A 25,757-nucleotide genomic window follows, 5' to 3' on the forward strand; every position below is an offset into this window, starting at 1 on the left:
GTCATCGGACCTTCCTTGTGAATCTCTGGCCTATGCGGACGAAGCCCGGGGTGCCGGTCCCGGGCGTGGGGATGAAGGAGATGGATCCGGCGAGGACGTTCTTCTGCGACATGGAGCTGAACCCGCCGGCTCCGGAGGCGACGAGGTCGCCCTCGTCGAGGAGCTGCCAGCCGCCGTCGCGGCGCCGCTCGGAGTAGGCGTACCGGAGCCGCTCGGGTCCCGGCAGGACCTCCAGCCGGTAGCCGTCGGAGGCGTAGACGCCCACGCAGTCGTCGAGCTCCATGTCGAAGCCGCGCCCGGTGCGGATGAGGCCCTCGCCGGTGAAGGCGCGCAGCAGGTCCTCGTACAGGCCGAAGGCGGGGTAGGCGTTGGCGAGGAGCAGGAGGAAGGAGCGCTCTTCGGGGAAGATCTGGATGAAGTTGTGGTGGCCGCTGCCGTTGGAGTTGAAGCCGAAGGCGGTGGGCCCGAACATCAGCCAGCCCAGTCCCCAGGCGTGCATGAAGTGATGGCCGGGGACGTCGATCTGCGGGGTGCGCATCTGTTCGGCCAGCTCGGCGGAGAGCAGCCGCTCGCCGCTTTCGGTGACACCGTCGTTCAGGGCGAGCAGGGCGATACGGGCCAGTTCGGGGAGGGTGAGACAGATCGAGAACGATCCGGCGGCGTCGTCGGCGATGGTCTGCGGCCCGGGTGCGTGCCGTACGTACCGCCCGCTCGCCTCGCTCCACAGATATCCGGTGGATACGGCGCCGTAGTGGGCCTCCGCCGTTCCGCCCTCCGGGATCTCCTGGATGCCGAGCGGGGTCAGCAGCAGGTCGTTGAGCGCCCGCCGCCAGGGCACGCCGAGGAGCTTCTCGATGAGACCGGCGACGATCGAGGTGGCGCACGCGGAGTAGGCGAAGACCTCGCCGGGTTCGAAGAGCTGCCCGTACGCGCGGAAGGTCGCGAGGTAGTGGTCGAGGTCCGGGTGGTCGGTGTCGTGCCAGACCTCGTAGGAGTCGTCGATTCCGCTGGTGTGGGAGAGGAGTTGACGGAGTGTCACGGACACCGTACGGCCGTCACGTCGTGCGAACGCCTGCGGAAGGTGACCGTCGAGGGGGTCGTCGAGGCCGATCAGTCCCCGGTCGACGAGGCGGAGCGCGACGAAGGCGAGGAGGGCCTTGGTGACACAGGTGACGCGCTGCCGGGAGGCCGCGGTGCGGGCGGGGCCGGTCTCCGTGTCGTCCATGCCGTGGTAGGTGAACTCCAGTGCGCCGTCGGCGTATACGGCGACCGCGGCGGCGGGGACACCGTGCCCGTGCGCGGATTCGTGCAGGGTCCGGGCGACCGCCTTCAAGCGCGCGGCGGTACCGGCGGCAGCCTGCGGGGCGGCGGGCGCCCGCTCGCGGGCGCGGCGCAGCAGCGCGGCCTGGGCGGCGAGGGTGCGGTTCTCGTGGATGTCGGCCACGCGGATGGTCGCCCCGCTCTCGTCGCCCAGGCGGGCGGCGAGCAGGGTGGCGAGCAGCGAGTGGCCGCCGACGGAGAAGAAGTCGAGGTCCGGGGCGAGTCGGGAGAGGCCGAGGAGGTCGGTCCAGACGCGGGCCACGACGGTCTCGTCCGGGTCGTCGCCCGCGTATCCCGTACCGTCGGCGGTTCCCCAGTCGACCGTCCGTGCGGCCAGCGCCTTGCGGTCGACCTTGCCGTTGGGCAGCCGGGGCAGCCGGTCCTCGACCACGATCTTCGCGGGCTGCATGTAGTGCGGCAGCTTCCGGCGCAGTTGGGCGCTCATCGTGTCGACGGTGACGGGGTCGCCCTCCAGACCGACATGGCAGACGAGGAGGGTGTCGTCCCCGCGGCGCACCGCGAGGGCGGCGACATCGCGCAGGCCGACCGTCTCCCGTAGCACTGCCTCGATCTCGCCCAGCTCGATCCGGAACCCGCGCACCTTGACCTGGGTGTCCTTGCGGCCCATGAAGCGCAGCTCGCCGTCCTCGGTCCACTGCGCCAAGTCGCCTGTGCGGTAAAGGGTGTTGACGCCGGGGCGGGCGAGGCGGGCCGGGGCGGGCACGAAGGACGCGGCTGTGCGTTCCGGGTCGTTGATGTATCCGGTGGACAACCCCGCGCCGCCCAGGTGCAGTTCGCCGATCGCGCCGCGCGGCACCGGGCGGCCGGCGGGATCGAGCAGGTAGGCGACGGTGTTGGGGAGCGGCACGCCGATGGTGGGCTGGTCGGTGAGTGGTCCGGTGAAGCACTTCCACGTCGAGTACGTGGTGTCCTCCGAGGGCCCGTACAGGTTGAAGACCCGCCGTGCGGAGGTGCTGCCGAAGGCCGCGTTGACCAGTTCCCTGGCGAGCGGTTCGCCCGCGACGTTGAGGACGGCGGTGGACGGCGGCACGGCCGAGCGCTGGAGCAGCACATTGAGGGCGCTGGGCACCGTGTTGACGAGGGAGGGCCGCAGCCCCGGGTCCTCCGTCAGCGCGAGCACGTTGTCGACGACCACGACGCAGCCGCCCATGGTCAGCGGGCACCACAGCTCGAAGACCGACAGGTCGAAGTTGAGGGAGGTCGCGAACAGCACACGGGAGATGTCCTGTTGGTCGTAGGTGTCCCAGGCCCAGGCCAGCAGTGCCACCACGTTGCGATGGCTGATCACGACGCCCTTGGGCAGCCCGGTCGACCCGGAGGTGTAGATCAGGTGGGTCGCGTTCTCGGGACGCACGACGACGTCCACGGGGTCGGGCCGTTCGCCGCGCGCCTTCTCCCACAACTCGGTCCAGGACAGCGGGGTGGCGCCGACGGAGTGGAGCCACTCCCCCGCCCCCGCCGGGTCGTCGAGGACCACGGCGGTCATGCCGGCCGTGGCCGCGATGCCGATGAGCCGGTCGGCCGGGTAGGCCGGGTCCAGCGGCACATACGCGCAGCCCGCCTTGTGCAGGGCCAGCAGCAGACAGACGGTGTGGTGGGTGCGGGCCGTCGAGACGCCGACCCGTGCGCCGGGCTCGACGCCGTGGGCGAGCAGGGCCCGGGCGATCCGGTTGGCGGTCGCGTCGAGTTCGCGGTACGTGAGGACGGTGCCCCGCCACTCCACGGCGGGCGCGTCGGGGGTGCGGGCGGCCTGGGCCTCGATGTGCGAGTGCAGCGAGGTGTCGCGCGGGAAGGGCCGGGCGGTGGCGGTGGTCTCGTCCAGGAGGAAGCGGGTCTCCCGCTCGGAGAGGTTCAGCTCGTGGACCGGCGCGTGGGGGCGGCGGGCGCCGTCCAGGAGCAGGGCCTGGTGGTTGGCGGCCATGCGGGAGACGACCTCGTGGGGGAAGCGGTCGGGGTCGTAGTGGAGGGTGAAGCGGGCGGCGGGGGCGACTTCGAGGAGCAGGTCGAAGTCCCTTGATATGACAGGGAGTCGGCCGGATCCCGAACCGCTGAGGTAGCCGACGCGCAGTCCGTTGCCGAGGTCCGCCGTGCCGCGGGGCCGCTGCTGCTGTTCGAGGGAGGCGGCCAGGTCGGCGAGACAGGTGTCGGCGCCGGCCCGGGAGCGGATGACAGTCACACCTGCCGGGTCGACCACTCGGCCCAGCGCGATGTCGTTCTGCCCGCTGTAGCGGTGGACGAGGACGGCGAACGCGGCCAGGGACAGCTCGGTGAGGTACGCGCCCGCCTCCAGGGACCAGGAGAACACCGCACGACGGTCACCGGCGCTGTCGCCGTTTCGGGTGACGGGCATCCGGAGCGCGGGCACGGCACCACCGGCCGGGGGTTCGGGCTTCCGCGCCGCGTGCACCGCGACGGCGAGCGTGTCATCCACGGGCTTGACTCCCTTGTTCCGTACGGGACTTGTGTTGCGCGGGAGGCGTCCAGGCGGGGCGGCCGAGCGCGGTGCGCGCACCCGGGGCCGGCGGCATGGGCGTACCGGAGAAGCGGTCGCTCACACCGTCGCCGGGACCGCCCTCGCCTTGTCGCGCCGTCGGGCCAGCGCCACCACGGACGGCATCGCGGAGCCGAGCGCGGCGAACCCGGCGGCCATCACCAGCCACCCGGCCGTGCCGTGCTCGATCGCCAGCCAGGTCAGGAGGGCGGGCGCGAGCATCTTGCCGATGTCGGCGCCCATGGCGTACGTGCCCTGGTACTGGCCCTGGACGCCTTCCGGGGCGAGCCCGAAGGAGATGCCCCAGCTGCCGGCGGACTGTCTGACCTCGCCGAGGACATGGGCGAGCGCGCCGAGGACGAGCAGGGCCGAGGCGAGCGGTGCCGGGGCGCCCTCGCTGAGGGCGAAGACCAGGCAGGCGGCGCCCAGGCACCAGGATCCGGTGCGGGAGGCGCGTGCCGCGCTCGCGGGTTCGTCCGTGTCACGGGCGGCCCTGACCTGGAGCAGCACCACAGACACGGTGTTGGTGAGCAGGATGACGGCGATCATCCAGCGCGGGGCGTGCGTGTGGTGCAGGACCCAGAGCGGGAGGACGACGTCCAGGAGGAGGTTGTGCATGGACAGCAGTCCGTCGAGGACGACGAAGGCGAGGAAGGGGCGGTCGCGCAGCACCACGAGCGCGGGGCCCGGCCGGGCGGGCTGCGGGGGTACCGGCGGAAGCAGCAGGGTGAGCAGTCCGGTGGTCAGATAGGTGAGCGCGTTGAAGACGACGGCCGCCCGGTACGCCGCCGGGGTCCCCACGGCGAGCAGGGCGCCCGCGATTCCCGCGCCGACCGACACGCTGACGTTGCTCGCGGCGCGCAGATGGGCGCGGACTCTCACGCGCTCGGCGGCCGGGACCAGGCCGGCGATCATGGCCATCCGGGCGCTGCGGCTGGCGCTGTAGGCCACCGCCTGCACGGACATGACGGCCACGTACGCGCCGAATCCGTCGACGACGAGGAGCGCGGCGGTCAGCGGCCCGAGCGCCACGAAGGACCAGATCTGTACGGCTCGGGGGCCGACGCGGTCAGCGAGGTGTCCGGTGGGGGTGCTCAGCGCCAGGGCCACCGCGGCGGCCGCCCCGGCGCCGAGCCCGAACTGACCGGGCGACAGCCCGAGTACGGCCGTCGCGTAGACGGCGTTGAGCGCCATCCACAGGCCCTGGCCCAGGGTGTGCACCAGGGTGATTCCGGTGAGGGTGCGGGCGGGGCCGCGCGGCGGGAGGACTCGGCTCAGCACCACCGCACCGCCTCGCGCGTTCCGCTCCACGTCAGGGTCTCTGACATCGCACCGCACCTCTCGTTCAGCGCCATTGCCAACGATGGGTTGCGGAACTCGGCCCCCGGGGTCTCCGAGAGGGGCCGGAATTCCGTACGCATTGAATTCTACACACGTTGACTTCGGCGGCAAACCCGTGCGTCACAGAGATTCCTGACGTGCCGTCAGAACAGTTTGGTGCCCCTGAGCCTCGCCTTGACCGCCTCGCGCCCGTTGCCCAGGACCAGCCGGCGCACGACGGGGTCCGCCTCCGTGGCGGCCCAACGGAGCATCTTCAGGAGGGTCTTGGGGCTGGGATTGATGAAGCGCACCTCGCGCTCGGCGTATCCGAAGTGCTTGGGCACGAAGTCGGCCGCCAGCAGCCTTTCGTACAGCAGGTCCGCCGCATCCGGGGCGCTCACGGCACCGGCCTCAACGGCCTCGCACTGCTTGACCATCGTCTCGTACAGCTCGGCGAAGCCGTCGTGGTCGGGCCAGTACAGGCCGGGGTACGGGACGTCCTCCAGGTCCACGAAGTGGCGGTCGCGGCCGTCCTTGCGGAACTTGGTGAGCGCGGTCTGCATCCGGTACACGCCCGCGTTGGCGCCCCAGGCCCAGATCCTGAAGACCGCGCTCCACAGGTCGTAGTCGCACCAGGAGATGAAGGCCGAGTTGACCAGCGAGTCGTTGTAGTCGAACAGCGACTGCTGGAGCCGGTCCACCGGCGCGAACCGTTCACCGGAGAAGTCGTCGTCCTTGACCGCGCTCAGCAGCCGCCAGGCCAGCACGTTCAGGGCCTCGGTCGTGTTGGACAGGCCGCGCGAGAAGAGCGGGTCGAGGAAGCCGGCCGCGTGCGAGAGCAGGAACCAGCGGTCGCCCGCGGTCTGCTTGGAGGAGTACTGGAGGCGTCCGGTCGAGGTCCACTCCCGTACCGCCTTCATGCCCTCGAACTGCCGGACGATGTCCGGGAAGGGCGCGGCGAGCCGGTGGAAGTCCTCCTCCGGGCCCACCCCTTCCGGCTTGGGGAAGCGGCGCGGGTCGACCGTCATGCCGACGCTGCACAGCGGGTTCTTGGACCACTTGTTGTTGTTGAAGCCGATCACCCAGGCCCAGCCCCGGTCGAACATGTGGTGGACGGTGCCCTCGTACCAGGGCACGGGCGGCCGCTGGCTGTCCGGGAGGTGGTCGAAGAGCCGGTCGGTCGGGGTCAGGTCGACGACGTGGTTCCAGATCGAGCGGGAGTGGTGCTTGAAGCGGCAGGGGTCCTCCCGCAGACCGAACTTGTCCGCGACCGGGGAACGGAATCCGCTCGCGTCGACCAGATAGCGGGCCCGGTACTCGCCGTCCTTCCCGGCCAGGGTGACACCCGAGCCGTCGAAGTCGATGTCGGTGACGAAGAAGTTCTGCCGGGCCTTGCAGCCGTACTTGACCGCCACCTGGAAGAGGTACGAGTCGGTGTCCTGGCGGAACAAGTGGGCTGCCTCGTGCAGCAGTTGGGGCGGGGTGTTGAACTCGTTGACCTCGCGGGGGTTCTGCGGGGCACCCTCGTGGTGGAGCAGGAACCCGAAGTGCCGTTTGACGCCGAAGCGCGGCCCGATCGTCCGGGTGGTGTCGGTGAACGAGGCGAGCGCGGCGATCTCCGGCACGTCGTAGCGCTCCGCGAGGGTACGCAGCGACACCAGGGTGAACGGGATCGTCGACTCGCCGATCGCGAACCGCGGATGCGAACCGGCGTCCAGCAGCAGGACTTTGGCCCCGTTCCGCGCCAGGATCGCCCCGAGCAGGGATCCGGCGACGCCCGATCCGAGGATCGCGACGTCGTAGGTCTGCTTCTCCAGCTCGGTCGCGCTCTCCGGTTCGGTCCTCTTCTCCCATGCGGTCTTCTTCTGCGGCTCAGAGTTGCCCGTTGGTTTCACGTGCTCTCTCCTTGTCGTCGGTCGGACAGGACTGTGGCCGGCGCACGGCAGCCGTAGGTGCCGTGCGACCGTGCGACCGGCACGGGGAGACCGCGCGGCCGGGCCCTCGTCCGCCGGACGGACCCGGCCGCGTCAGTGAGGGCGGCGCGCGCCGCGCAGACGTTCCCTGATCAGCCCGCCCATGGCCCCCTTCAGCAGGGCGCCGACCTCGTCGGGAGCGTCGGCGCGAACCCACCTGGCGGCCCGCACGATGCGCGCGGGAGTGTTGTGGAAGAACCGGTCGGCCGGGTCCCCCAGGCCGAGGGACGGCGGAAGGTAATCCGCCTGCCGGATGGCGTCGAAGATGCGCTCGGCCGCCGACCGTGACGTGCGCGCGCCGGCCTCCACCTCCTCGCACAGGGTCCGGGTCAGCGGCCCGAGGCCGTTGTAGTGCGCGCTCCCGGGGAGCGGCGATCCGGGGTGCCGGGTGTCCTCCAGATCCCGGAAGACGGAGTCGTCGCCGCTCCGGCCGTACGCGGCACAGGCGTTCTCCACGGCGAGCGCGCCGAGCACGGTGCTCACCGTCCAGGTCCGTACGACGGCGTTGAACAGCTCGAAGTCGCGGAAGGACACGAAGGACGCGTACGCCAGATCGTCGTGCGCGTCGAAAAGGGCCTGCTGGAGGTCCTCGACGTACTGGAAACGCTCGGTGGACCAGTCGCCGTCGCGCGCCGCGTCGATCAGGCGTCGGCCGAGCGCGTTGACGACCTCAAGGCTGTGGGCGAGACCGCGCGAGTAGAGCGGATCGACGAAACCGGCGGCGTGGGCGACCAGGCAGAACCGGTCGCCCACGACGCGCTGCGAGGAGTACTGCAGCCGCCCGGTCGAGGTCCAGGGCCGGGACGGCACGGCGTGCGTGAACTGCCCTGCCACATCGGGGAATCGGCGGAGGAACGCATCGAACTCCTCCTGCGGCGACAGTCCGGAGACGGGGTGCCTGCGCGGGTCCAGGGTGAGGCCGACACTGCACCGGCTGTTGGCGGAGCGTGGCTGGTTGTCAAAGGGGATGACCCACAGCCAGCCGCCGTCGAAGACATGGTGCAGGGTGCCCTGATGCCAGGGGCTGGGCTGGTCGTGCAGCCGCCCGGCCGGTGTCTCGTCGTACGGGGTCACGCCCGTCATGTGGGTGAAGAGCGTGCGGGAGTGGTGCCGGGCCCGGCTCGGCTCCTCCCGCAGCCCCAACCCCCCTGTCGGCGAGGCCCGATGACCGCCCGCGTCGACCACGTACCGCGCGGCGAACTCGTCACCGCTCCCGGTGCGCAGGCTCACTCCGACGTCCGGGTCGACATCCACCCCGTCCACCCGGGAGCCCGTGCACACGTCGGCCCCGTACTGCCGTGCGACGCCCAGCAAATAGGCGTCGACGTCCTGCCGAAAGAGGTGGGGCACGGGCGGTACGACCGAGGGGTTGACGACCTGGTAGATCTCCCCCGGGTGCTGGCGCAGCCGCTCGCGATGGTGGACGAACCCCATGTTCCGCATCACTCCGCAGTTGGCCGACACCTTGCCCTGAACCGCCTTGAGACGGGTGAGGTGTTCGACCTCGGGCACGCGGTAACGCCGGGCGACCACGCGGGCGAGTGCCGCGGTGTACGGAACCATCGACTCGCCCACCGAGAAGCGCGGTCCCGCCTCCTCCTCGACGAGAAGCGTCCGCACCCCGTTCCGTGCGAGCACCGCCGCGAGCAGCGAACCCGCGAACCCGCCACCGATCACGGCCACGTCGTACACCGTGCGCGAACTGTCCTTGCCGGTCACGTCCACGTGCCTCACCGCCGCCCGGTGGCCGATAATTCTTGACGCGTTGAATTCTACACATGGTGACTTAGTCGGTAAAGGCCGCCGCCGGCACGCCCATTCGGAGTGGAGGTTGGCGCGCCACCGAAAGCCTGACCAGGCATTTCGCGCAGCGCTCTCTACTATGCACGCGGTGTATACACGACGTGTATAGTCTCGGCATGCCTACTCAGATCAAGAACATGCCTACGCAGATCAAGAAGACGAAAAGACCGGCGGCCAGGTTGCGTGCGGCGGCGGTGATCTCCGCGGCCGTCGCGCTGGCCCTGCCCCTGACGGGGTGCACGACCCTCCACACCACCGCGCCGAGCGCCGCTCGCGCGCAGGCCGCGGCCGGTGCGCAGGCGAAGTTCGGGACCGTGGACTGCCGGAAGGCCAAGTGCATCGCGCTGACCTTCGACGCCGGGCCGAGCGAGCACTCGGCCAAGCTGCTCGACATCCTCAAGGAGAAGCAGGTCCCGGCGACCTTCTTCCTGCTCGGCAAGCGGCACATCGAGAAGTACCCCGAGCTGGTCAAGCGCATGGCCGCCGAGGGGCACGAGGTGGCCAGCCACACCTGGGACCACAAGATACTGACGCGGATCACGCCGGAGCAGATACGCGAGGAGCTCAAGAAGCCCAACGACGCGATAGAGAAGCTCACCGGGCACAAGCCGACGCTGATGCGACCGCCGCAGGGGCGGACCAACGACACGGTGCACAAGATCAGCCGCGAGCTCGGGCTCGCGGAGGTCCTGTGGAGCGTGACCGCCAAGGACTACCAGACGAGCGACCCCAAGCTGATACAGAAGCGCGTCCTGGAGCAGTCGTCCCGCGACGGCATCATCCTGCTGCACGACCTCTACCCGGGCACCGTGCCCGCGGTGCCCGGGATCATCGACGCGCTGAAGAAGCGCGGGTACGTGTTCGTGACGGTGCCGCAGCTGCTGGCGCCGGCGAAGGCCAAGCCCGGTACGGTGTACCGCCCCTGACAGAATGTCAGTCCAAGTCTTCTACGGGGAATCAGCCGAGCCGGACCGGCAGTGTCCGGTAGCCGTGGCCGATGAACGACTCCGCGAGCCGGGCCGGCCCTTCGGAGGTGTCGAGGCTCAGCCCGGGGAAGCGCTCGAAGAGGGCCGGGAGCGCGACGGACGCCTCCAGGCGGGCCAGCGGGGCGCCGATGCAGTAGTGGACGCCGTGGCCGAAGGCGAGGTGCTCCTTGTCGGCGCGGGCGATGTCGAAGCGGGCCGCGCTCTCACCGTGCCGAAGGGGGTCGCGGCCGGCCGCCGCGTACGTCGCCAGGATCGCGTCGCCCCGCGGGATCAGCGAGCCGTCGGGGAGCTTGATGTCCTCGACGGCGTACCGCAGCGGAAGGTTGGCGATCGAGGGGGCCCAGCGCAGGGTCTCCTCGATGACGTCGCTCCAGGGGATCTCGCCGCCGAGGACGCGGGCGAGCTGGCCGGGGTGGCTCAGCAGGGCGTGCACCGCGTTGCCGATCAGGTTCACGGTCGTCTCGTGACCCGCGCCGATGACAAGGAGGAGCGTGTCGATCAGTTCGGGCTCGGTGAGCCGGGAGCCCTCCTCGTCGCGGGCGGCGATCAGGGCGGTCGTCATGTCGTCACCGGGCTGCTCGCGCTTCAACGCGACGAGTCCGCCGAGCAGTTCGTGAATCTCCCGGTAGGTGGCCATGGCCTGTTCGGGGGTGATGGTGGTGTCCATGTTGGCCTCGATGAGCCGCGCGATGTCGGCCCGCTTGTCCTCGGGCAGGCCGAACAGCTCGCAGATCACCCGCATCGGAAGCGGGTGCGCGTACGCGGACCGCAGATCGACCCGCCCGCCGGGCGCCTCGGCCATGCGGTCGAGGAGGGTGGCGGCGAGTTCTTCGACACGGGGCTTCAGGGCGTCCGTACGGCGTTTCGTGAACGCGGGCGAGACGAGCTTGCGCAGCCTGCGGTGGTTGGCGCCGTACGCGGTGAACATGTTGGTCACACCGACCCAGAGAGTGATCCAGCTCTCGCGGTACTGGCCGTCGATCCACGCGGGCCAGTGCTGGTTCGGGTCCTTGGAGACCCGGTCGTCGGCGAGGAGTTGCCTGAGGATCTCGTACTGGGTGGGGGCCCAGGCCCGTATCCCGCCCGGGAGTTCGATGAGGGCGACGGCGCCGCGCTCGCGCAGCCGGTCCGCCTCCCCGTGAAGGTCGGCGCCTGCGGGGTCGATGACGTAGGGCTGGTCCGGCACGTGGTCTCCTGTCGCGGGGTCGGTCACCAGGCGAGGTGCAGCGCCTCGGGCGATCGGTGGATCATCGTGGGACGCATGATAACCGGGGAGTGGTCCCCGGAAAGCCGCAGTCCTGGCAGCCGGTGTGTCAACACCTCTAGCGTGATGCGGAGTTGCTCGCGCGCGAGCTGTGATCCGGGGCAGCTGTGCACGCCGAAACCGAAGGCGAGATGGCGGCCGGGGGCCCGGGTGATGTCGAACTCGTCGGGCCGCGGGTGGCGCGCCCCGTCCCGGCCCGCCGCGCCGAAGGCGACGAACACGGCGGAGCCCGCCGGGAGTTCGGTGCCCGCCAGGGTCACGGCTCGGGTGGTAACGCGCCGGAAGCCCTGCAGTGCCGTGTCGTAGCGCGCGGCCTCTTCGACGGCCGCCGGAATGCGGTCGGGTTCCGCGCACAGGAGCTCCCACTGGCGCGGATGGCGCAGCAGGTGCAGCACCGTGCTGCCGATGAGCGCGGTGGTGGTCAGATGGCCCGCGATGAGCAGGTTCTGCAGATGCGCGACGAGTTCGTGTCGCTGATCGAGCGTCAGCTCACCGTCACCGGGGGCGAGGGAGTGGATGAGTTCGTCGGCGAGATCCGCACCCGGACGGTCGCGCCGCTCGCGTATGAGCGCGTCGAGGATGTGCTGCATCGTCACGACGTCCTGGGCGGCGGCCACTTGCCCGTCCTCGTCCAGCGGGCGGAACAGCAGCTCTTCGGCGCGGTGGCCGCCGTGGACGACGGCGGGTACGTCTTGGGGGTCGAACCCGACGATCCGCCCGATGACCTCGCCCGGTAACCGCCGCGCGTACGCGGACATCAGCTCGACGTGGCCGTCCTTGGCGAAGGCGTCAACGAGGGCTGCGGCGCGCTCGGCGGCGTACGGGAGGGCCGCCGCGACCCGCGCGGGCGACAGGCCCCGGACGATCGGGGCGCGCAGCTCCTGGTGCCGGGCCCCGTCGGAGGTGACGACGACCGGACGGCCGCCGAATCCGCCGCCCAGCACGGCCAGCGCGGCGGGCGACGGGAACACGTCGGGCGTGAGCGCGTTGGCCGACGAGAAGTCCTCCGGCCGCCGCAGCACCTCGCGTACGTCCGCGTCCCGGGCCACCAGCCAGGCGTCCAGCTCGGGCACGTGAACGAGCCCCTCGGCCCGCCGTGCCCGCGTGTAGTGCGGGTAGGGATCACGCTGCAACTCGTCGAGCCTGCCGTGCAGTTGATCGTCCACGGGGCGCCCTCCGGCCATGGGTGCGGGGTCGCGCTCATGGTGCCGCAGGGTGGGGCGGGGTGGTAGGGCGCCTTTGGCCAAGCGGGGTCGACGAGGGTCGAGAAGGGACGGAGACGCGGTGTCAGAACACGACGGTCCAGCCCTCGCGGGCGGCCTGCTGGGCGGTGTACGAGACGCCGTGCACCTTCAGGCCGTCGGCGCCGAGCAGGGTGATCTGGCCGCCGCTGTTGCCCAGTTGGACGCCATCCGCCAGGGAGGCCGACAGGCTGGCACCGGGGGCGAGCTGTCCGGCGGGCACCGGGCAGGTGTGGCCCAGGCGGTCGGCGATGCGCCAGCCCGTGAGGTCGACCGGGTCGGGTGAGGCGTTGATCAGCGTGACGTTCTCGGATTCGGGCGCCGGGCCCCGGGGATTGACGAGGGCCGCGACGATACGCACCGGCTGGCTGCCCGGTTCCGGGCGGGAGCCGCCGCCGTCCGGGACGATGGTGTGTCCGGTGACGTCGTCCGTGTGCCAGGACTGGCTCTGGAAGGCGAGGAAGACGCCGACCCAGCGCGACTGGGCCGGGAAGTGGATCAGTAGTCCGCCGTCCTGCCAGACGCCGTCGTCGTCCTGGAAGCGGGCGCTGTTGCCCTGGTTCATATGGATGTCGTGCACGCCGTTGCCGGGCAGGAACCCGAAGACCTTGTCCCGGACGCCCGGCTCCGGGCCGAAGCGCTCACCGAAGACGTACAGCCTGGCGGCCGGGTCGTCGACCGCGCGCCGTACGTAGTGGTCGAGCAGATCCGCCAGGTCGTTGTCGGGACCCTGCACGTCCGGTGGCAGCGTGCGCATCTTCGCCGGGTCGAAGAGGTTGCCCCGCACGAAGTCGAGGTTCGGGCCGCCGGGTCCGGGCGGCAGCGTGTTCCAGCCGGAGGCCAGACCCTCCAGGTGCGCGGTGACCGGGTGCTGGAAGTCGTCGTTGACGAGATAGAGCAGCTCGGACGGCCGCTCCTGCGACTTCACGTTGACCGACGCCCGGTAGTGCGTCCCCTGGTCGTCCGTCAGATGGATCTGGTAGTGCGGGCTGTCGGCGGAGCCCTCCCGGCGGGTGTCGACCGCCCGTGTGACCAGTACGCCGTACGCCTTCAGCGGCATGGTGACCAACTTCCCCGTGGGGGCGGGCGCCGTTGCTCGCCCCATGAGGGAATGGTAGGGCGATGATGCCCGATATCGGGTGGTTACGTGAGAATTCACTTGGCGTTCTCCTGCCTACGATCACCTGGTGGTCCTCTTCCTGCTGCAACGCGCGTCTCCCCTGCCCGTCGACCGGAGCTGGCGGCGCCTCACCGACTGGCCCCGGCACGCGGACGTCGTCCCCCTGACCCGGGTTACGGTGCTCACCCCGCCGCCGACACAGGTGGGCACCGCCTTCGTGGCGCGATCGGGGGTGGGGCCCGTGGCGTTCGACGACCCGATGGAGGTCGTCACATGGCAGCCGCCGCGGGACGGCGGCCCGGGTCGGTGCCGGCTGGTCAAGCACGGCACGTTCGTCACGGGGTGGGCCGAGATCGAGGTGCGGCCGGTGGACGGCGGGGGCTCACGGGTGGTGTGGCGGGAGGACTTGAGGGTGCGGTGGCTGCCCGGGGTCGCCGATCGGCCGCTGCGGTGGGTGGCGCGGTGGATGTTCGGGCGGGCGGTGGAGGGGTTGCTGCGAGGTGACGGCGGAGAGGGGGACGTCTGACCGGGCAGAGCGGCCGCCCGGCCGGGGAGAAGCCGACGCCTCACAGAGGCGGGGCTGCCACCCGGCCGAGGCGGGGCCGGCACGCCTTCGAACGTCAGCGCAGGATCGGCGGACTGGCGAACCGGACCAGTTCCAGGGCCTGTTCGGGGAACCAGTCCCCCGCGTCCGGGTCGACCGTCCCGCGCTCCGGGTCCTCGGGCCCCGCGGTACCGCGCAGACACAGCCCGTCCGACTCGCCGGGCGTCTTGATCCACAGCCGGGCGTCCTGCAACGGGTCCCCGGTGCGCAGGGTCGGGCGGGCACCGAGGCCCCGGTTCGGCGGATTGCACCAGTCCTGCGCGTCGGTGTACTTGCCGGCGGGCGGAGTCCAGGGCCCCTGTCCGTTACGGCTGGAGTCGGTGACGAAGTGCTTCATCCGCGACGGGGGCGTCTTCACATGCGTGTCGAGCCAGGCCTGCGCGTCGGCCCGTGGCCACCACTGATGCGGACACTCGGCGACGTCACCGCCTCCGTCCACATACGCCAGACACGATGAGATCAGCTTGCCGTACCAGGAGTTGGCGTCGTCGGTGTTGTAGTTCGAGGCGTTGGTGTAGAAGCCGGAGGCACGCGCCACGCCGCCCTTGATCAGCCGCGGCACGATGGAGTTGACGGTGTGCCAGCCCGAGTGACCGGTGTCGAGATAGACCCGGGTCCCGGCCAGCGGCTCCAGCTTGTCCACCGCGTAGTTGACCTCCGCGTACCGCGCGGCGGTCTTCGTCCCCTGCGCGTCGTCCTGCCCGCAGTCGGACGGCAGCAGCGCGAGGGCATCGGGCTCAAGGGTGACGAGCGCGTCACGCCCTCCTATCCCCCGCGCCACGGCATCGATCCACTCCTTGTACTCCGCCGTGTCGGCGGCGCCGCCCGCGGAGTAGTTGGAGCAGTCGCGGCCGGGGATGTTGTACAGCGCGAGCACGGGGATCGCGTCCTCCTTGTCCGCGTCCCGCACGACTTCGCGGATCAGCCGCTCCACCTGGGCGGGGCTCTGATCCCCGAACCACACGGCCTGCGGGGTGTTCACCATGGCCAGGACGCCCGCCGCGTCGAGGAATTGGCCGGCCCGGGCGAGTTCCAGGGCCTGGTCGTACGCCGCCGGGTTGGCGTCGGGGACATACAGCGAGGGGCCGCGGTCCACCGAATCCGCGGCGTGCGCCGATGGTGCGACGAAGAGGGACGCCAGCCCGACGGACAGGGCGGCAAGCCATGTTGAGGTACGTCTCATCCGGGTTCACTCCTGGATCGCAACGGTCACGAGGAACTTGCGGGAGCGCTCCCATGGGAGATTCGTCGAGGGTCATGCTCGCGTCAATACCGATGACACGGTTGCGGATGAGAAAGGGCCCGCCACGGTCTGCGGCGGGCCCTCTCCTCGTGCGTACGCCGGTCAGGCCACCGACCCGATCCGCCCCACGGACGCCGACGCCCCCTCGTGGTGGATCGGGGTGTGCGCGCCCGTGAGCGAGACCCCGCTCCCCCCGCGCCGGTTGGCGACGATCTCCGAGGCGATCGACAGCGCCGTCTCCTCGGGCGTCCGGGCGCCGAGGTCGAGGCCGATGGGCGAGCGCAGCCGCGCCAGCTCCAGCTCGGTGACGCCGACTTCACGCAGCCGGTCGTTCCGGTCGAGGTGTGTCCGGCGCGACCCCATCGCACCCACGTACGCCACCGGAAGCCGCAGCGCGAGCTGGAGCAGAGGTACGTCGAACTTGGCGTCGTGGGTCAGGACGCAGAGCACCGTCCGCGAGTCGGTCTCCGTGCGCTCCAGGTACTTGTGCGGCCACTCGACGACGATCTCGTCCGCGTCCGGGAAGCGGGCCGCCGTGGCGAAGACCGGGCGGGCGTCGCAGACCGTGACGCGGTAGCCCAGGAACTTGCCGATGCGGACCAGTGCCGAGGCGAAGTCGATCGCGCCGAAGACGATCATGCGCGGGGGCGGAACCGAGGACTCCACCAGCACCGTGAGCGGTGCTCCGCAACGAGAGCCCTGCTCTCCGATCTCCAGGGTGCCGGTGCGGCCCGTGTCGAGGAAGGCGGCTGCCTCGCTCGCCACCGTGCGGTCCAGTTCGGGGTGGGCGCCGAAGCCGCCGTCGCACGAGCCGTCGGGGCGTACGACGAGGGCGCGGCCCATCAGCTCCCCCGGGCCCGAGACTATCCGTGCGACGGCCGCCGCCTCGCCGCCCGACGCGGCGGCCAGCGCCGTCGCGAGCACCGGGCGGGCGAGGTCGCCGGAACGGACCGGGGTGACCAGGATGTCGATGATGCCACCGCAGGTCAGGCCGACCGCGAAAGCGTCGTCATCGCTGTAGCCGAAGCGCTCCAGGACGGTTTCGCCGTCCTCCAGCGCCTGTTGGCAGAGTTCGTAGACCGCGCCCTCCACGCAACCGCCGGAGACCGAGCCGATCGCCGTGCCGTCGGAGTCGACGGCGAGGGCGGCGCCCGGCTGGCGGGGCGCGCTGCCGCCGACGGCCACCACGGTGGCCACGGCGAAGTCGCGTCCCTGCTCGACCCACCGGTGCAGCTCTTCGGCGATGTCCAGCATCTCTCGGTCTCCTTAACAGCGGTTGCGTACGGGATTCTTGAGCGTCAGTGGACGCCCATCCAACTCTCGATCGGGTTCAGGGCGAAGAAGACGAGGAAGACCGCCGTCAGGCCCCACATGAACGCCCCGATCTCCCGGGCCTTGCCCTGGGCGATCTTGATGGCGACGTAGCTGATGACGCCGGCCGCGACTCCCGCCGTGATGGAGTACGTGAACGGCATGATCACCACGGTGAGGAAGACGGGGATCGCCGTGGCGCGGTCGGCCCAGTCCACATGGCGGGCGTTCATCATCATCATGGCGCCGATGACCACCAGTGCCGCCGCCGCCACCTCGCCGGGGACGATCGCCGTCAGCGGGGTGAAGAAGAGACAGGCCGCGAAGAACAGGCCGGTGATCACCGAGGAGAGGCCCGTGCGGGCGCCCTCGCCGACGCCGGTCGCCGATTCGACGAAGACCGTCTGGCCGGACGCACCGGCGACACCGCCGACCGCTCCGCCCGCGCCGTCGATGAACAGCGCCTTGGACAGACCCGGCATCCGGCCCTGCGCGTCGGCCAGGTTGGCCTCCGTGCCGACGCCGATGATGGTGGCCATCGCGTCGAAGAACCCGGCGAGCACGAGGGTGAAGACGATCATGCCGACCGTCATCGCGCCGACCTGGCCCCAGCCGCCGAACTCGACCTTGCCGAAGAGCGAGAAGTCCGGCATCGAGACGGCGCTGCCGTGCAGTTCGGGAGCGCCGCTGGCCCACTGCTTGGGGTCGATGACGCCGAGGCCGTTGAGGACGACGGCGAGGACCGTGCCGGAGACGATGCCGATGAGGATCGCGCCGGGGACGCCGCGCGCCTGGAGCATGAAGATCAGCAGCAGGGTCGCCGCGAAGAGCAGGACCGGCCAGCCGGCGAGTTCACCGGTGGGGCCGAGGGTGACCGGGGTCGCCTTGCCCTGGTGGACGAAGCCGGCCTTCACCAGGCCGATCAGCGCGATGAAGAGGCCGATGCCCATGGTGATCGCGTGCTTCAGCGCCAGCGGAATCGCGTTCATGATCATCTCGCGCAGGCCGGTGACGACCAGAAGCATGATGACCACGCCGTACATCACACACATGCCCATGGCCTGCGGCCAGGTCATCTGCGGGGCGACCTGCGAGGAGAGCACACCGGAGACGGAGAGTCCGGCGGCCAGGGCGAGCGGCACCTTGCCGACGAAGCCCATGAGAAGCGTGGTGAAGGCCGCCGCGAACGCGGTCGCGGTGATCAGGGCCTTCTGGCCGAGCATGTCCCCCGCCGCGTCCTTGCCGGACAGGATCAGGGGGTTGAGCAGCAGGATGTACGCCATCGCCATGAAGGTCGTGACGCCACCGCGCACCTCACGCGCGATCGAGCTTCCCCGCTGGGATATGTGAAAGTACCGGTCGAGCCACAACCGTCCGGCCGGGACACGGCTACCCGTGCCCGCGTCCTCCGCGACGGTCTGCGGCTCCAGTGACTGCTGGGTCATGTGCCTTACTCCCAAGGTTCACAGGGGCACCCGCCTGGCCTCGATCGGCTGCGGGATTTGGGAAGGTGCTTCGGCTGCACGACCCGGGGGACGGCCCGAGGCGAACTAAGGGATTGAGCGATCAACTAAGGGTGTTGCGTCAAGTGCCGCGAGCGGTGCGGTACTTGAGTACTCCGGGCGGCGCGGCGAAGTGTGACGTTCCCGGCGCCGCCCGGAGAGCCTTGCGAGGGGGGGTGGGGGGACGAAGTCCCCCCAGGAAGAAGTTTCTCTCCCACGCCCCCCGGGGGTTACGCGGTGCCCGTGAGGTGCTCGGGGCGTACCGGCGTCCGGTTGAGCTCCAGACCCGTCGCGTTCCGGATCGCCGCGAGGACGGCCGGAGTCGAGGAGAGGGTCGGGGCCTCGCCGATGCCACGGAGCCCGTACGGGGCGTGGTCGTCGGCGAGTTCGAGCACATCGACGGGGATGGTCGGCGTGTCGAGGATGGTGGGGATCAGGTAGTCCGTGAAGGACGGGTTCCTGACCTTGGCCGTCTTGGGGTCGACGATGATCTCCTCCATGACCGCCACGCCGAGGCCCTGGGTGGTGCCACCCTGGATCTGGCCGATGACGGACAGCGGGTTGAGCGCCTTGCCGACGTCCTGGGCGCAGGCCAGCTCGATGACCTTGACCAGGCCCAGCTCGGTGTCCACCTCGACCACCGCGCGGTGCGCGGCGAAGGTGTACTGGACGTGGCCGAAGCCCTGCCCGGTGCGCAGGTCGAAGGGCTCCGTCGGACGGTGCCGCCACTCGGCCTCGATCTCGACGGCCTCGCCTTCGAGTACGTCGACCAGGTCGGCGAGGACCTCGCCGCCGTCGGTGACGACCTTGCCGCCCTCCAGGAGGAGTTCGGCGGTGGCCCAGGCGGGGTGGTACGTACCGAACTTGCGGCGGCCGATCTCCAGGACCTTCTCGCGCACCAGCTCGCAGGAGTTCTTGACGGCGCCACCGGTGACGTACGTCTGACGCGACGCGGACGTCGAACCGGCGCTGCCCACCTGCGTGTCGGCCGGGTGGATCGTCACCTGGGTGACGCCCAGCTCGGTGCGGGCGATCTGCGCGTGGACGGTGACGCCGCCCTGGCCGACCTCCGCCATGGCCGTGTGGACCGTCGCGACGGGCTCGCCGCCCACGACCTCCATACGGACCTTGGCGGTCGAGTAGTCGTCGAAGCCCTCGGAGAAGCCGACGTTCTTGATGCCGACCGCGTAGCCGACACCGCGTACGACGCCTTCGCCGTGGGTGGTGTTGGAGAGGCCGCCCGGCAGCTGCCGTACGTCGGCGGCCTCGCCGGCCGCGAGCCACTGCTGCTCCGGCGGCATCGGCATCGCCTTGACGCGGCGCAGGAGTTCGGCGACCGGGGCCGGGGAGTCGACCGGCTGCCCGGTCGGCATGATCGTGCCCTGCTCCATCGCGTTGAGCTGACGGAAGGCGACCCGGTCCATGCCCAGCTTGTCGGCGAGCTTGTCCATCTGGGCCTCGTAGGCGAAGCACGCCTGGACCGCGCCGAAGCCGCGCATGGCGCCGCAGGGCGGGTTGTTGGTGTAGAGGGCGATGGCCTCGATGTCGACGTTGTCGACGACGTACGGGCCGGCGCCGAGCGAGGACGCGTTGCCGACGACCGCCGGGGAGGCGGAGGCGTACGCGCCGCCGTCCAGGACGATCCGGGCCTTCAGGTGGGTGAGCTTGCCGTCCTTGGTCGCGCCGTGCTCGTAGTAGAGCTTGGCGGGGTGACGGTGGACGTGCCCGAAGAAGGACTCGAAGCGGTTGTAGACGATCTTGACCGGCTTGCCGGTGCGGAGCGCCAGCAGGCAGGCGTGGATCTGCATCGACAGGTCCTCGCGGCCGCCGAACGCGCCGCCGACGCCGGAGAGCGTCATGCGGACCTTGTCCTCGGGCAGGCCGAGGACGGGCGCGATCTGCTTGAGGTCCGAGTGCAGCCACTGGGTGGCGATGTACAGCTCTACACCGCCGTCCTCCGACGGCACGGCGAGACCGGACTCGGGGCCGAGGAAGGCCTGGTCCTGCATGCCGAAGGTGTACTCGCCCTTGACGATGAAGTCGGCCTTCTTGGCGGCCTCTTCGACGTCGCCGCGGATGATCGGCTGACGGTGCACGATGTTCGGGTGCGGGACGTGACCGATGTGGTGGTCGTCGCGGCCCTCGTGGATCAGGATCGCGTCGGGCGCGGTCGCGGACGCCTCGTCCGTGATGACCGGCAGCTCCTTGTACTCCACCTTGATCTTGGCGGCGGCGCGGCGCGCGGTCTCCGGATGGTCGGCGGCGACGATCGCGACCGGCTCACCGTGGTGGCGTACCTTGCCGTGCGCGAGGACCGGGGTGTCCTGGATCTCCAGGCCGTAGTTCTTCACCTCGGTCGGCAGGTCGTCGTACGTCATGACGGCGTAGACGCCGGGCTGTGCGAGGGCCTCGGAGGTGTCGATCGAGACGATCTCCGCGTGGGCGACCGTGGAGCGCAGGATCTGGCCCCAGAGCATGTCCTCGTGCCACATGTCGGACGAGTACGCGAACTCGCCGGTGACCTTGAGGGTGCCGTCCGGGCGGAGCGTCGACTCGCCGATGCCGCCCTTGGTCTTGGAGCCCTGCGTGATGTTGGTGGGCGTACCAGTCGTACCCATGGTCAGACCGCCTCGGACTGCCGGGCGGCCGCAAGGCGGACCGCGTCCATGATCTTCTCGTAGCCCGTGCAGCGGCACAGGTTGCCCGAGAGCGCCTCGCGGATGTCCGCGTCGGTCGGGTTGGGGGTGCGCTCCAGCATCTCGTCCGCGGCCACCAGGAGACCCGGGGTGCAGAAGCCGCACTGGACGGCGCCGGCGTCGATGAACGCCTGCTGGATGGGCGACAGTTCGCCGCCCTCGCCAGTCTGCGAGTCGTGGCCCTTGGCGGCCCAGTGCTTGGCCTCGTCGAGTGTCGTGCCCGATGTCCCGGACGTCCCGCAGGCTCCGGTGGCGCAACCGCCGTGCTCGGCGCGCTGCTTGGCGAAGTCGGCGAGACCTTCAACGGTGACGACCTCGCGGCCCTCGACCTGACCGGCCGCGACCAGACACGAACACACCGGCACCCCGTCGAGGCGGACGGTGCAGGAACCGCACTCGCCCTGCTCGCAGGCGTTCTTGGAGCCGGGCAGGCCCATGCGCTCACGCAGCACGTACAGAAGGGACTCGCCCTCCCACACGTCGTCGGCTTCCTGCTTACGGCCGTTGACCGTGAAATTGACGCGCATTACGCGACTCCCTCCGTGCGGGCGGCGGTGCCGCGGTACGACTCCCAGGTCCAGGTCAGGGTGCGGCGGGCCATGATGCCGACCGCGTGGCGGCGGTAGCTCGCCGTGCCCCGGACGTCGTCGATCGGGTTGCAGGCGGCGGAGCACAGGTCCGCGAACTGCTTGGCGACCGACGGGGTGATGATCTTGCCGTTGTCCCAGAAGCCGCCCTCTTCGAGCGCCGCGTTCAGGAACTCCTCGGCGGCCTTGGCGCGGACCGGGGTCGGCGCGGCCGAGCCGATGCCGGTGCGGACCGTACGCGACGAGGGGTGCAGCGCCAGGCCGAAGGCGCAGACCGCGATGACCATGGCATTGCGGGTGCCGACCTTCGAGTACTGCTGCGGGCCGTCCGCCTTCTTGATGTGTACGGCCCTGATCAGCTCGTCGGCCGCGAGCGCGTTGCGCTTCACGCCGGTGTAGAACTCGTCGATCGGGATCAGCCGCGAGCCGCGTACGGACTCGACCTCGACCTCGGCGCCCGCCGCGAGGAGCGCGGGGTGGGCGTCACCGGCCGGGGAGGCGGTGCCGAGGTTGCCGCCGACGCCGCCGCGGTTGCGGATCTGCGGGGAGGCCACGGTGTGGGAGGCGAGGGCCAGGCCGGGCAGTTCGCCGCGCAGGTTCTCCATGATCTGGGTGTAGGGAACGGAGGCGCCCAGGCGCACGCTCTCCTCGCCGACCTCCCACTCGCTCAGCTCGCCGATGCGGTTCAGATCCAGGAGGTACTCGGGCCGGCGGTGGTCGAAGTTGATCTCGACCATCACATCGGTGCCACCCGCAATCGGCACAGCGGTGGGGTGCTCAGCCTTGGCGGCGAGCGCCTCCTCCCAGCTGGCGGGGCGAAGGAAGTCCATGAGTGGCTCTCTTCATTCGTATCGTGGTGGTTCTGATCAAGCCAGATCGTGTGCGGCGGGCCCGGCTCGTTCATGAGTTGTTAACGCGGATTGACGCCAGTACACAGCGCCGTCCCGCACCGGGGTCAGTCACCGAAACCATGAAGGAGTTGGCTGGCCAGCGCGCGCATCTTGTAGATTCGTATGAACGGAGGTCATCAGTAACCTCCTCGTTTTCCTGGGGAAACGTCAGTCACAGCCCTTGAGAGCCAGGTCACAGCCCGGGAGCCGACCGGTACGGCTCGCCCGACCCACTCGCGGGGGGATCCGCTCCCAGATCCCACAGATCCATCGTAGATTTCGAGACAAAGAACGGCGGCGACGAGAATGCGGCTGCGCGCACTGCTGGACACCGACGCGCTGGGCCTGCGGCTGCTCGGCGGCGAGGACGAGCTGGACCGCACCGTACGCGGTGTGATGACCACGGACCTCAAGGACCCCAGCCGCTACCTCTCGGGCGGCGAGCTGGTCCTCACCGGCCTCGCCTGGCGGCACGACGCCGGGGACTCCGAGCCCTTCGTACGCATCCTCGCGGGCGCCGGGGTCGCGGCCCTCGCCGCCGGTGAGGCTGAGCTGGGCGCTGTGCCGGACGACCTGGTCCAGGCCTGCGTCCGGCACCGGCTGCCGCTGTTCGCGGTGAACGAGCGGGTGGCCTTCGCGACGATCACCGAACACGTCGTACGGCAGGTCTCGGGCGAGCGCGCCGGGGATCTGGCCGCCGTGGTGGACCGCCACCGGCGGATGATGACCTCCGGTCCGGCCGGCGGCGGCCCGGACGTGGTGCTGGATCTGCTCGGCACCGACCTGGACCTGCGGGCCTGGGTCCTCTCGCCCACCGGACGGCCCATCGCGGGCTCCAAGGCCGAGGGGGGCGCGCTGCCCGCGGACGTGTGCGCCAAGCTGGCCGCCGAGCACCTGGCGGCGGCGCGCACCGGACGGCGGGGGCCGCACCGGGTGACGGTCGGCACGACGCCGTACTCGCTCTTCCCGGTCCGCTCGTCCGGGCGCTCCACGGGCGCGTCCCGGGACGTGCGCGAGACGGTGCTCTCCGACTGGGTGCTCGCCGTCGAGGCGGATGCCGGGGACTGGCCCGAGGAGCGGCTCGACCTGCTCCAGGGTGTCACCCAGCTGATCGCGGTCGAGCGGGACCGGCGGGACGCGGCGCGCACGGTGCGGCGGCGGCTCGCGCAGGAGGTTCTGGAGCTGGTGCAGACCGGCGCCGCGCCCGCCGAGATCGCGGCGCGGCTGCGGGTGGCCGCGCCGGTGCTGCTGCCGGGCCTCGGCGCCGCGCCGCACTGGCAGGTCGTGGTGGCCCGCGTCGAGTGGGAGGGCGGCGAGATCGAGGGCGGTCCGGTCGCCCAGTCGCTGCTGGAGGAGATCCTCGTCGACCCGCTGTCGGCGGGACCGGAGCACTCCGACCGTATCGCCGTCGCCCACACGGGTGACGAGGCGATCGCTCTCGTACCCCTTCCGGCGGTCTCGGCGGAGCACGACGGCTCCGAGTCGGGCCTGCTCGCCGACACGCTTCTGGAGGCCGTACGGGCCCCGCTCTCGGCCGGTCTGAACGACGACGGGCGGCTCACGCTCGGCGTCAGCGCCGCCGTGCACTCGGCGGAGGGGCTGCGCGGCGCGCTGGAGGAGGCCCGGCACGCACGCCGGGTCGCCGGGGCGCGTCCGGGCCGGGTCTGCGCGGCCGGACACCAGGAGCTGGCCTCGCACGTACTGCTGCTGCCGTTCGTGCCGGACGACGTACGCCGCGCCTTCACCGCACGGCTCCTGGACCCGCTGCGGGACTACGACCGCCGTCACCGTGCCGAGCTGATCCCCACCCTGGAGGCGTTCCTCGACTGCGACGGCTCCTGGACGCGGTGCGCCACGCGGCTGCACCTGCACGTCAACACGCTGCGCTACCGGGTGGGCCGTATCGAGCAGTTGACGAGTCGGGACCTGTCGCGCCTGGAGGACAAGCTCGATTTCTTCCTGGCATTGCGCATGAGCTGAGGTCGCGGGCCCGGCGGCCCCGGACTCCCCAAGTGCCGCCGGTGTCCCACGACTTTGTGAAATCCTTCACCCGCCCCCTTGGCCGGGCCCCGTGATCCGTGCTGAGATGCCACCACTCAACAGCTCAATGGCGTGCTCGGGGAGGGCAACGTGGCGCATACCGCCATGTCTGGTTCCGGAACGACTGCAGGGGACGATCCACTCCAGACCGCGGTATGGCGGCTGCGCTCGCGCGCCTGCTGGGCCGACGCGGCGGCACTGCTCCAACCGCACACGGCGGGAGCGTCGCTCCAGCGGGCCTCACTCCTCGTCGAACGGTGTCTGTACACCGAGCAGGGCTGGGCCGAGGCGGAGGACGCGCTGCGCACGGCGGAGGCGGTGGCCCAGAGCGACGACGAGCGGGGCGCGGCGGCCTGTGAGCGCGGGCAACTGGCGTACGCGGCCACGCTGCTCGGCGTGCGTGACCGTGCGGACGAGGCGCGCGCCGCGCTCGGCCGGGCCGCGGCCCTGATCACGCCAGGCGCCCCCGGGCGGGCCCTCCTCGACTTCCGGCGTGGGCTGCTCGCCGAGAATCTCGCGCGGTCGCCGCAGGCCGCTCGCGCGGCGTATCGGCGGGCTCATGCGGGTGCGGTCGCTCAGGGGGACCCGTTGCTGCTCTCGTTCACCTGGCGGCATCTCGCTGGACTTGCCTTGCGGGACGGGGAGTTGGCGGAGGCGCGACATGGCTTCGCCGAATCGCTGCGGATCCGCGAGGAGTTGGGGTATCTGGTCGGTACGGCACCGGCGTTGGCGTCCTTGGCCGACGCCGAGGCCGAACCTGAGGCGTCTCGGTTGCGGGCGGAGGCTGGGCGGTTGTTTCGGTTGCTTGGGGGTGTGCCTACGTGGCTGGCGCAGCAGTTGGCTCCGCCTGCGGCGAGCGCCTGAGAGCTCGGGAGAGCATGTGTGTTGGGCGGCTGCGGGTAGATCGTGGCTGGCCGCGCAGTTCCCCGCGCCCCTAAAGGGGCGCTGCTGAGCCCCGGGCCACCAGAAACCGTTAGTTGCTCTGGACTCGTGCCAACAGGTCGCGGGCGAACGTCGTCACGGTGGTGCGGAGTTCGGGGTCGTGGGCCACGTAGACGACCACGGCCACGATCACCAGGAGCGTCAGGAAGCCGCGCAGGCTGCCGCCCCGGCTCCCGCTGTACGGCATGGGGCGGTGCATCTGGGGTGTGCCGCCGTGGATGCGGGCCATGTCGTGCATGTGGCGGTGGTGGCGCACGTTGTTCTGGTGGATCTGCTGGGCCTGCTGGGCGGCCTGTTGGGCCTGCTGCTGTGCCATCCAGGACGGGTCGGGCATCGGAATCTCCCCCGGGTTCGGTCCGGCTCTCGCCGTGTATCCAGGGGCACGCGGGCGGGGCGGGCCGGG

The 25,757-nt window shown here is 70.8% G+C and carries 18 protein-coding genes; 4 read left to right on the plus strand and 14 right to left on the minus strand.

Annotated features, from left to right (window positions below; all coding sequences use genetic code 11):
• Position 1: 1 nt before the first annotated feature.
• The 4 genes from OIC96_RS09945 to OIC96_RS09960 form a co-directional block, all read right to left on the minus strand.
• Entirely contained in the window at positions 2-3,772 is a 3,771-nt protein-coding gene (locus OIC96_RS09945) for a non-ribosomal peptide synthetase (protein ID WP_330308219.1), read from the minus strand.
• Positions 3,773-3,892: 120 nt separating this feature from the next.
• Positions 3,893-5,116, minus strand: a complete 1,224-nt coding sequence (locus OIC96_RS09950) for an MFS transporter (protein ID WP_330462123.1) — start codon at positions 5,114-5,116, stop codon at positions 3,893-3,895.
• A 200-nt stretch (positions 5,117-5,316) separates the two neighbouring features.
• Complete coding sequence (locus tag OIC96_RS09955) at positions 5,317-7,047, minus strand: NAD(P)/FAD-dependent oxidoreductase (RefSeq protein WP_330308217.1); 1,731 nt, start codon at positions 7,045-7,047, stop codon at positions 5,317-5,319.
• 132 nt (positions 7,048-7,179) lie between these two features.
• The gene (locus OIC96_RS09960; RefSeq protein WP_330308216.1) at positions 7,180-8,859 is read right to left on the minus strand and encodes an NAD(P)/FAD-dependent oxidoreductase; all 1,680 of its coding nucleotides are present in this window, start codon (positions 8,857-8,859) and stop codon (positions 7,180-7,182) included.
• 185 nt (positions 8,860-9,044) lie between these two features.
• Here OIC96_RS09960 and OIC96_RS09965 point away from each other — a divergent pair, with 185 nt between their 5' ends.
• The gene (locus tag OIC96_RS09965) at positions 9,045-9,854 is read left to right on the plus strand and encodes a polysaccharide deacetylase family protein (RefSeq protein ID WP_330308215.1); all 810 of its coding nucleotides are present in this window, start codon (positions 9,045-9,047) and stop codon (positions 9,852-9,854) included.
• A gap of 31 nt (positions 9,855-9,885) precedes the next feature.
• Here the strand turns inward: OIC96_RS09965 and OIC96_RS09970 are convergent, their stop codons facing one another.
• The 3 genes from OIC96_RS09970 to OIC96_RS09980 all read right to left on the minus strand — a co-directional run bounded on the left by OIC96_RS09970 (position 9,886) and on the right by OIC96_RS09980 (position 13,479).
• On the minus strand, positions 9,886-11,100 hold the full coding sequence (locus OIC96_RS09970) for a cytochrome P450 family protein (RefSeq protein ID WP_330308214.1): 1,215 nt from the start codon (positions 11,098-11,100) through the stop codon (positions 9,886-9,888).
• A gap of 23 nt (positions 11,101-11,123) precedes the next feature.
• Positions 11,124-12,344, minus strand: a complete 1,221-nt coding sequence (locus tag OIC96_RS09975; protein ID WP_330308213.1) for a cytochrome P450 — start codon at positions 12,342-12,344, stop codon at positions 11,124-11,126.
• A gap of 121 nt (positions 12,345-12,465) precedes the next feature.
• Positions 12,466-13,479: a DUF2278 family protein gene (locus tag OIC96_RS09980; protein WP_330310333.1), complete on the minus strand. Its 1,014-nt coding sequence runs from the start codon at positions 13,477-13,479 to the stop codon at positions 12,466-12,468.
• A gap of 127 nt (positions 13,480-13,606) precedes the next feature.
• Here OIC96_RS09980 and OIC96_RS09985 point away from each other — a divergent pair, with 127 nt between their 5' ends.
• Positions 13,607-14,065 carry an SRPBCC family protein gene (locus OIC96_RS09985; RefSeq protein ID WP_330308212.1) on the plus strand — a complete coding sequence of 153 codons (459 nt, stop codon included), beginning with the start codon at positions 13,607-13,609 and terminating at the stop codon, positions 14,063-14,065.
• A 94-nt stretch (positions 14,066-14,159) separates the two neighbouring features.
• Here OIC96_RS09985 and OIC96_RS09990 read toward each other — a convergent pair whose 3' ends face one another.
• The 6 genes from OIC96_RS09990 to OIC96_RS10015 all read right to left on the minus strand — a co-directional run bounded on the left by OIC96_RS09990 (position 14,160) and on the right by OIC96_RS10015 (position 22,312).
• Complete coding sequence (locus OIC96_RS09990) at positions 14,160-15,326, minus strand: glycoside hydrolase family 6 protein (protein ID WP_330308211.1); 1,167 nt, start codon at positions 15,324-15,326, stop codon at positions 14,160-14,162.
• Between the two features lie 162 nt (positions 15,327-15,488).
• Positions 15,489-16,640 (minus strand): XdhC/CoxI family protein, encoded by a 1,152-nt coding sequence (locus OIC96_RS09995; protein ID WP_330308210.1) that lies wholly within the window; start codon positions 16,638-16,640, stop codon positions 15,489-15,491.
• Positions 16,641-16,684: 44 nt separating this feature from the next.
• Entirely contained in the window at positions 16,685-18,142 is a 1,458-nt protein-coding gene (locus OIC96_RS10000; protein ID WP_330308209.1) for an NCS2 family permease, read from the minus strand.
• A gap of 287 nt (positions 18,143-18,429) precedes the next feature.
• A complete protein-coding gene (locus tag OIC96_RS10005; protein ID WP_330308208.1) occupies positions 18,430-20,817 on the minus strand; it encodes a xanthine dehydrogenase family protein molybdopterin-binding subunit in 2,388 nt (795 codons plus the stop codon).
• Between the two features lie 2 nt (positions 20,818-20,819).
• Positions 20,820-21,422, minus strand: coding sequence for a (2Fe-2S)-binding protein (locus tag OIC96_RS10010; RefSeq protein ID WP_330308207.1), 603 nt, complete (start codon positions 21,420-21,422; stop codon positions 20,820-20,822).
• Positions 21,422-22,312 (minus strand): FAD binding domain-containing protein, encoded by an 891-nt coding sequence (locus OIC96_RS10015; RefSeq protein ID WP_327432755.1) that lies wholly within the window; start codon positions 22,310-22,312, stop codon positions 21,422-21,424. The genes OIC96_RS10010 and OIC96_RS10015 overlap by 1 nt, the downstream gene beginning before the upstream one ends.
• Before the next feature lie 366 nt (positions 22,313-22,678).
• Between OIC96_RS10015 and OIC96_RS10020 the strand changes: the two genes are divergently transcribed.
• Together OIC96_RS10020 and OIC96_RS10025 are read left to right on the plus strand one after the other, a co-directional pair.
• Positions 22,679-24,352 carry a PucR family transcriptional regulator gene (locus OIC96_RS10020; protein ID WP_330308206.1) on the plus strand — a complete coding sequence of 558 codons (1,674 nt, stop codon included), beginning with the start codon at positions 22,679-22,681 and terminating at the stop codon, positions 24,350-24,352.
• 150 nt (positions 24,353-24,502) lie between these two features.
• A complete protein-coding gene (locus tag OIC96_RS10025; RefSeq protein WP_330308205.1) occupies positions 24,503-25,276 on the plus strand; it encodes a hypothetical protein in 774 nt (257 codons plus the stop codon).
• A gap of 109 nt (positions 25,277-25,385) precedes the next feature.
• Here the strand turns inward: OIC96_RS10025 and OIC96_RS10030 are convergent, their stop codons facing one another.
• Positions 25,386-25,688, minus strand: coding sequence for a hypothetical protein (locus OIC96_RS10030; RefSeq protein WP_330308204.1), 303 nt, complete (start codon positions 25,686-25,688; stop codon positions 25,386-25,388).
• Positions 25,689-25,757 lie beyond the last annotated feature (69 nt).

Origin of the sequence: Streptomyces sp. NBC_00775 (assembly GCF_036347135.1) — a bacterium.
Taxonomy (GTDB): Bacteria; Actinomycetota; Actinomycetes; order Streptomycetales; family Streptomycetaceae; genus Streptomyces; species Streptomyces lutosisoli.

Excerpts from the sequence above, each read along its gene's own strand:
- OIC96_RS10005 (WP_330308208.1), bottom strand. The coding sequence starts at position 20,817 with ATGGGTACGACTGGTACGCCCACCAACATCACGCAGGGCTCCAAGACC.
- OIC96_RS09965 (WP_330308215.1), top strand. The coding sequence starts at position 9,045 with ATGCCTACTCAGATCAAGAACATGCCTACGCAGATCAAGAAGACGAAA.
- OIC96_RS10015 (WP_327432755.1), bottom strand. The coding sequence starts at position 22,312 with ATGGACTTCCTTCGCCCCGCCAGCTGGGAGGAGGCGCTCGCCGCCAAG.
- OIC96_RS10020 (WP_330308206.1), top strand. The coding sequence starts at position 22,679 with ATGCGGCTGCGCGCACTGCTGGACACCGACGCGCTGGGCCTGCGGCTG.
- OIC96_RS10030 (WP_330308204.1), bottom strand. The coding sequence starts at position 25,688 with ATGCCCGACCCGTCCTGGATGGCACAGCAGCAGGCCCAACAGGCCGCC.
- OIC96_RS09995 (WP_330308210.1), bottom strand. The coding sequence starts at position 16,640 with ATGCTGGACATCGCCGAAGAGCTGCACCGGTGGGTCGAGCAGGGACGC.
- OIC96_RS09980 (WP_330310333.1), bottom strand. The coding sequence starts at position 13,479 with ATGCCGCTGAAGGCGTACGGCGTACTGGTCACACGGGCGGTCGACACC.
- OIC96_RS10000 (WP_330308209.1), bottom strand. The coding sequence starts at position 18,142 with ATGACCCAGCAGTCACTGGAGCCGCAGACCGTCGCGGAGGACGCGGGC.
- OIC96_RS10010 (WP_330308207.1), bottom strand. The coding sequence starts at position 21,422 with ATGCGCGTCAATTTCACGGTCAACGGCCGTAAGCAGGAAGCCGACGAC.
- OIC96_RS09990 (WP_330308211.1), bottom strand. The coding sequence starts at position 15,326 with ATGAGACGTACCTCAACATGGCTTGCCGCCCTGTCCGTCGGGCTGGCG.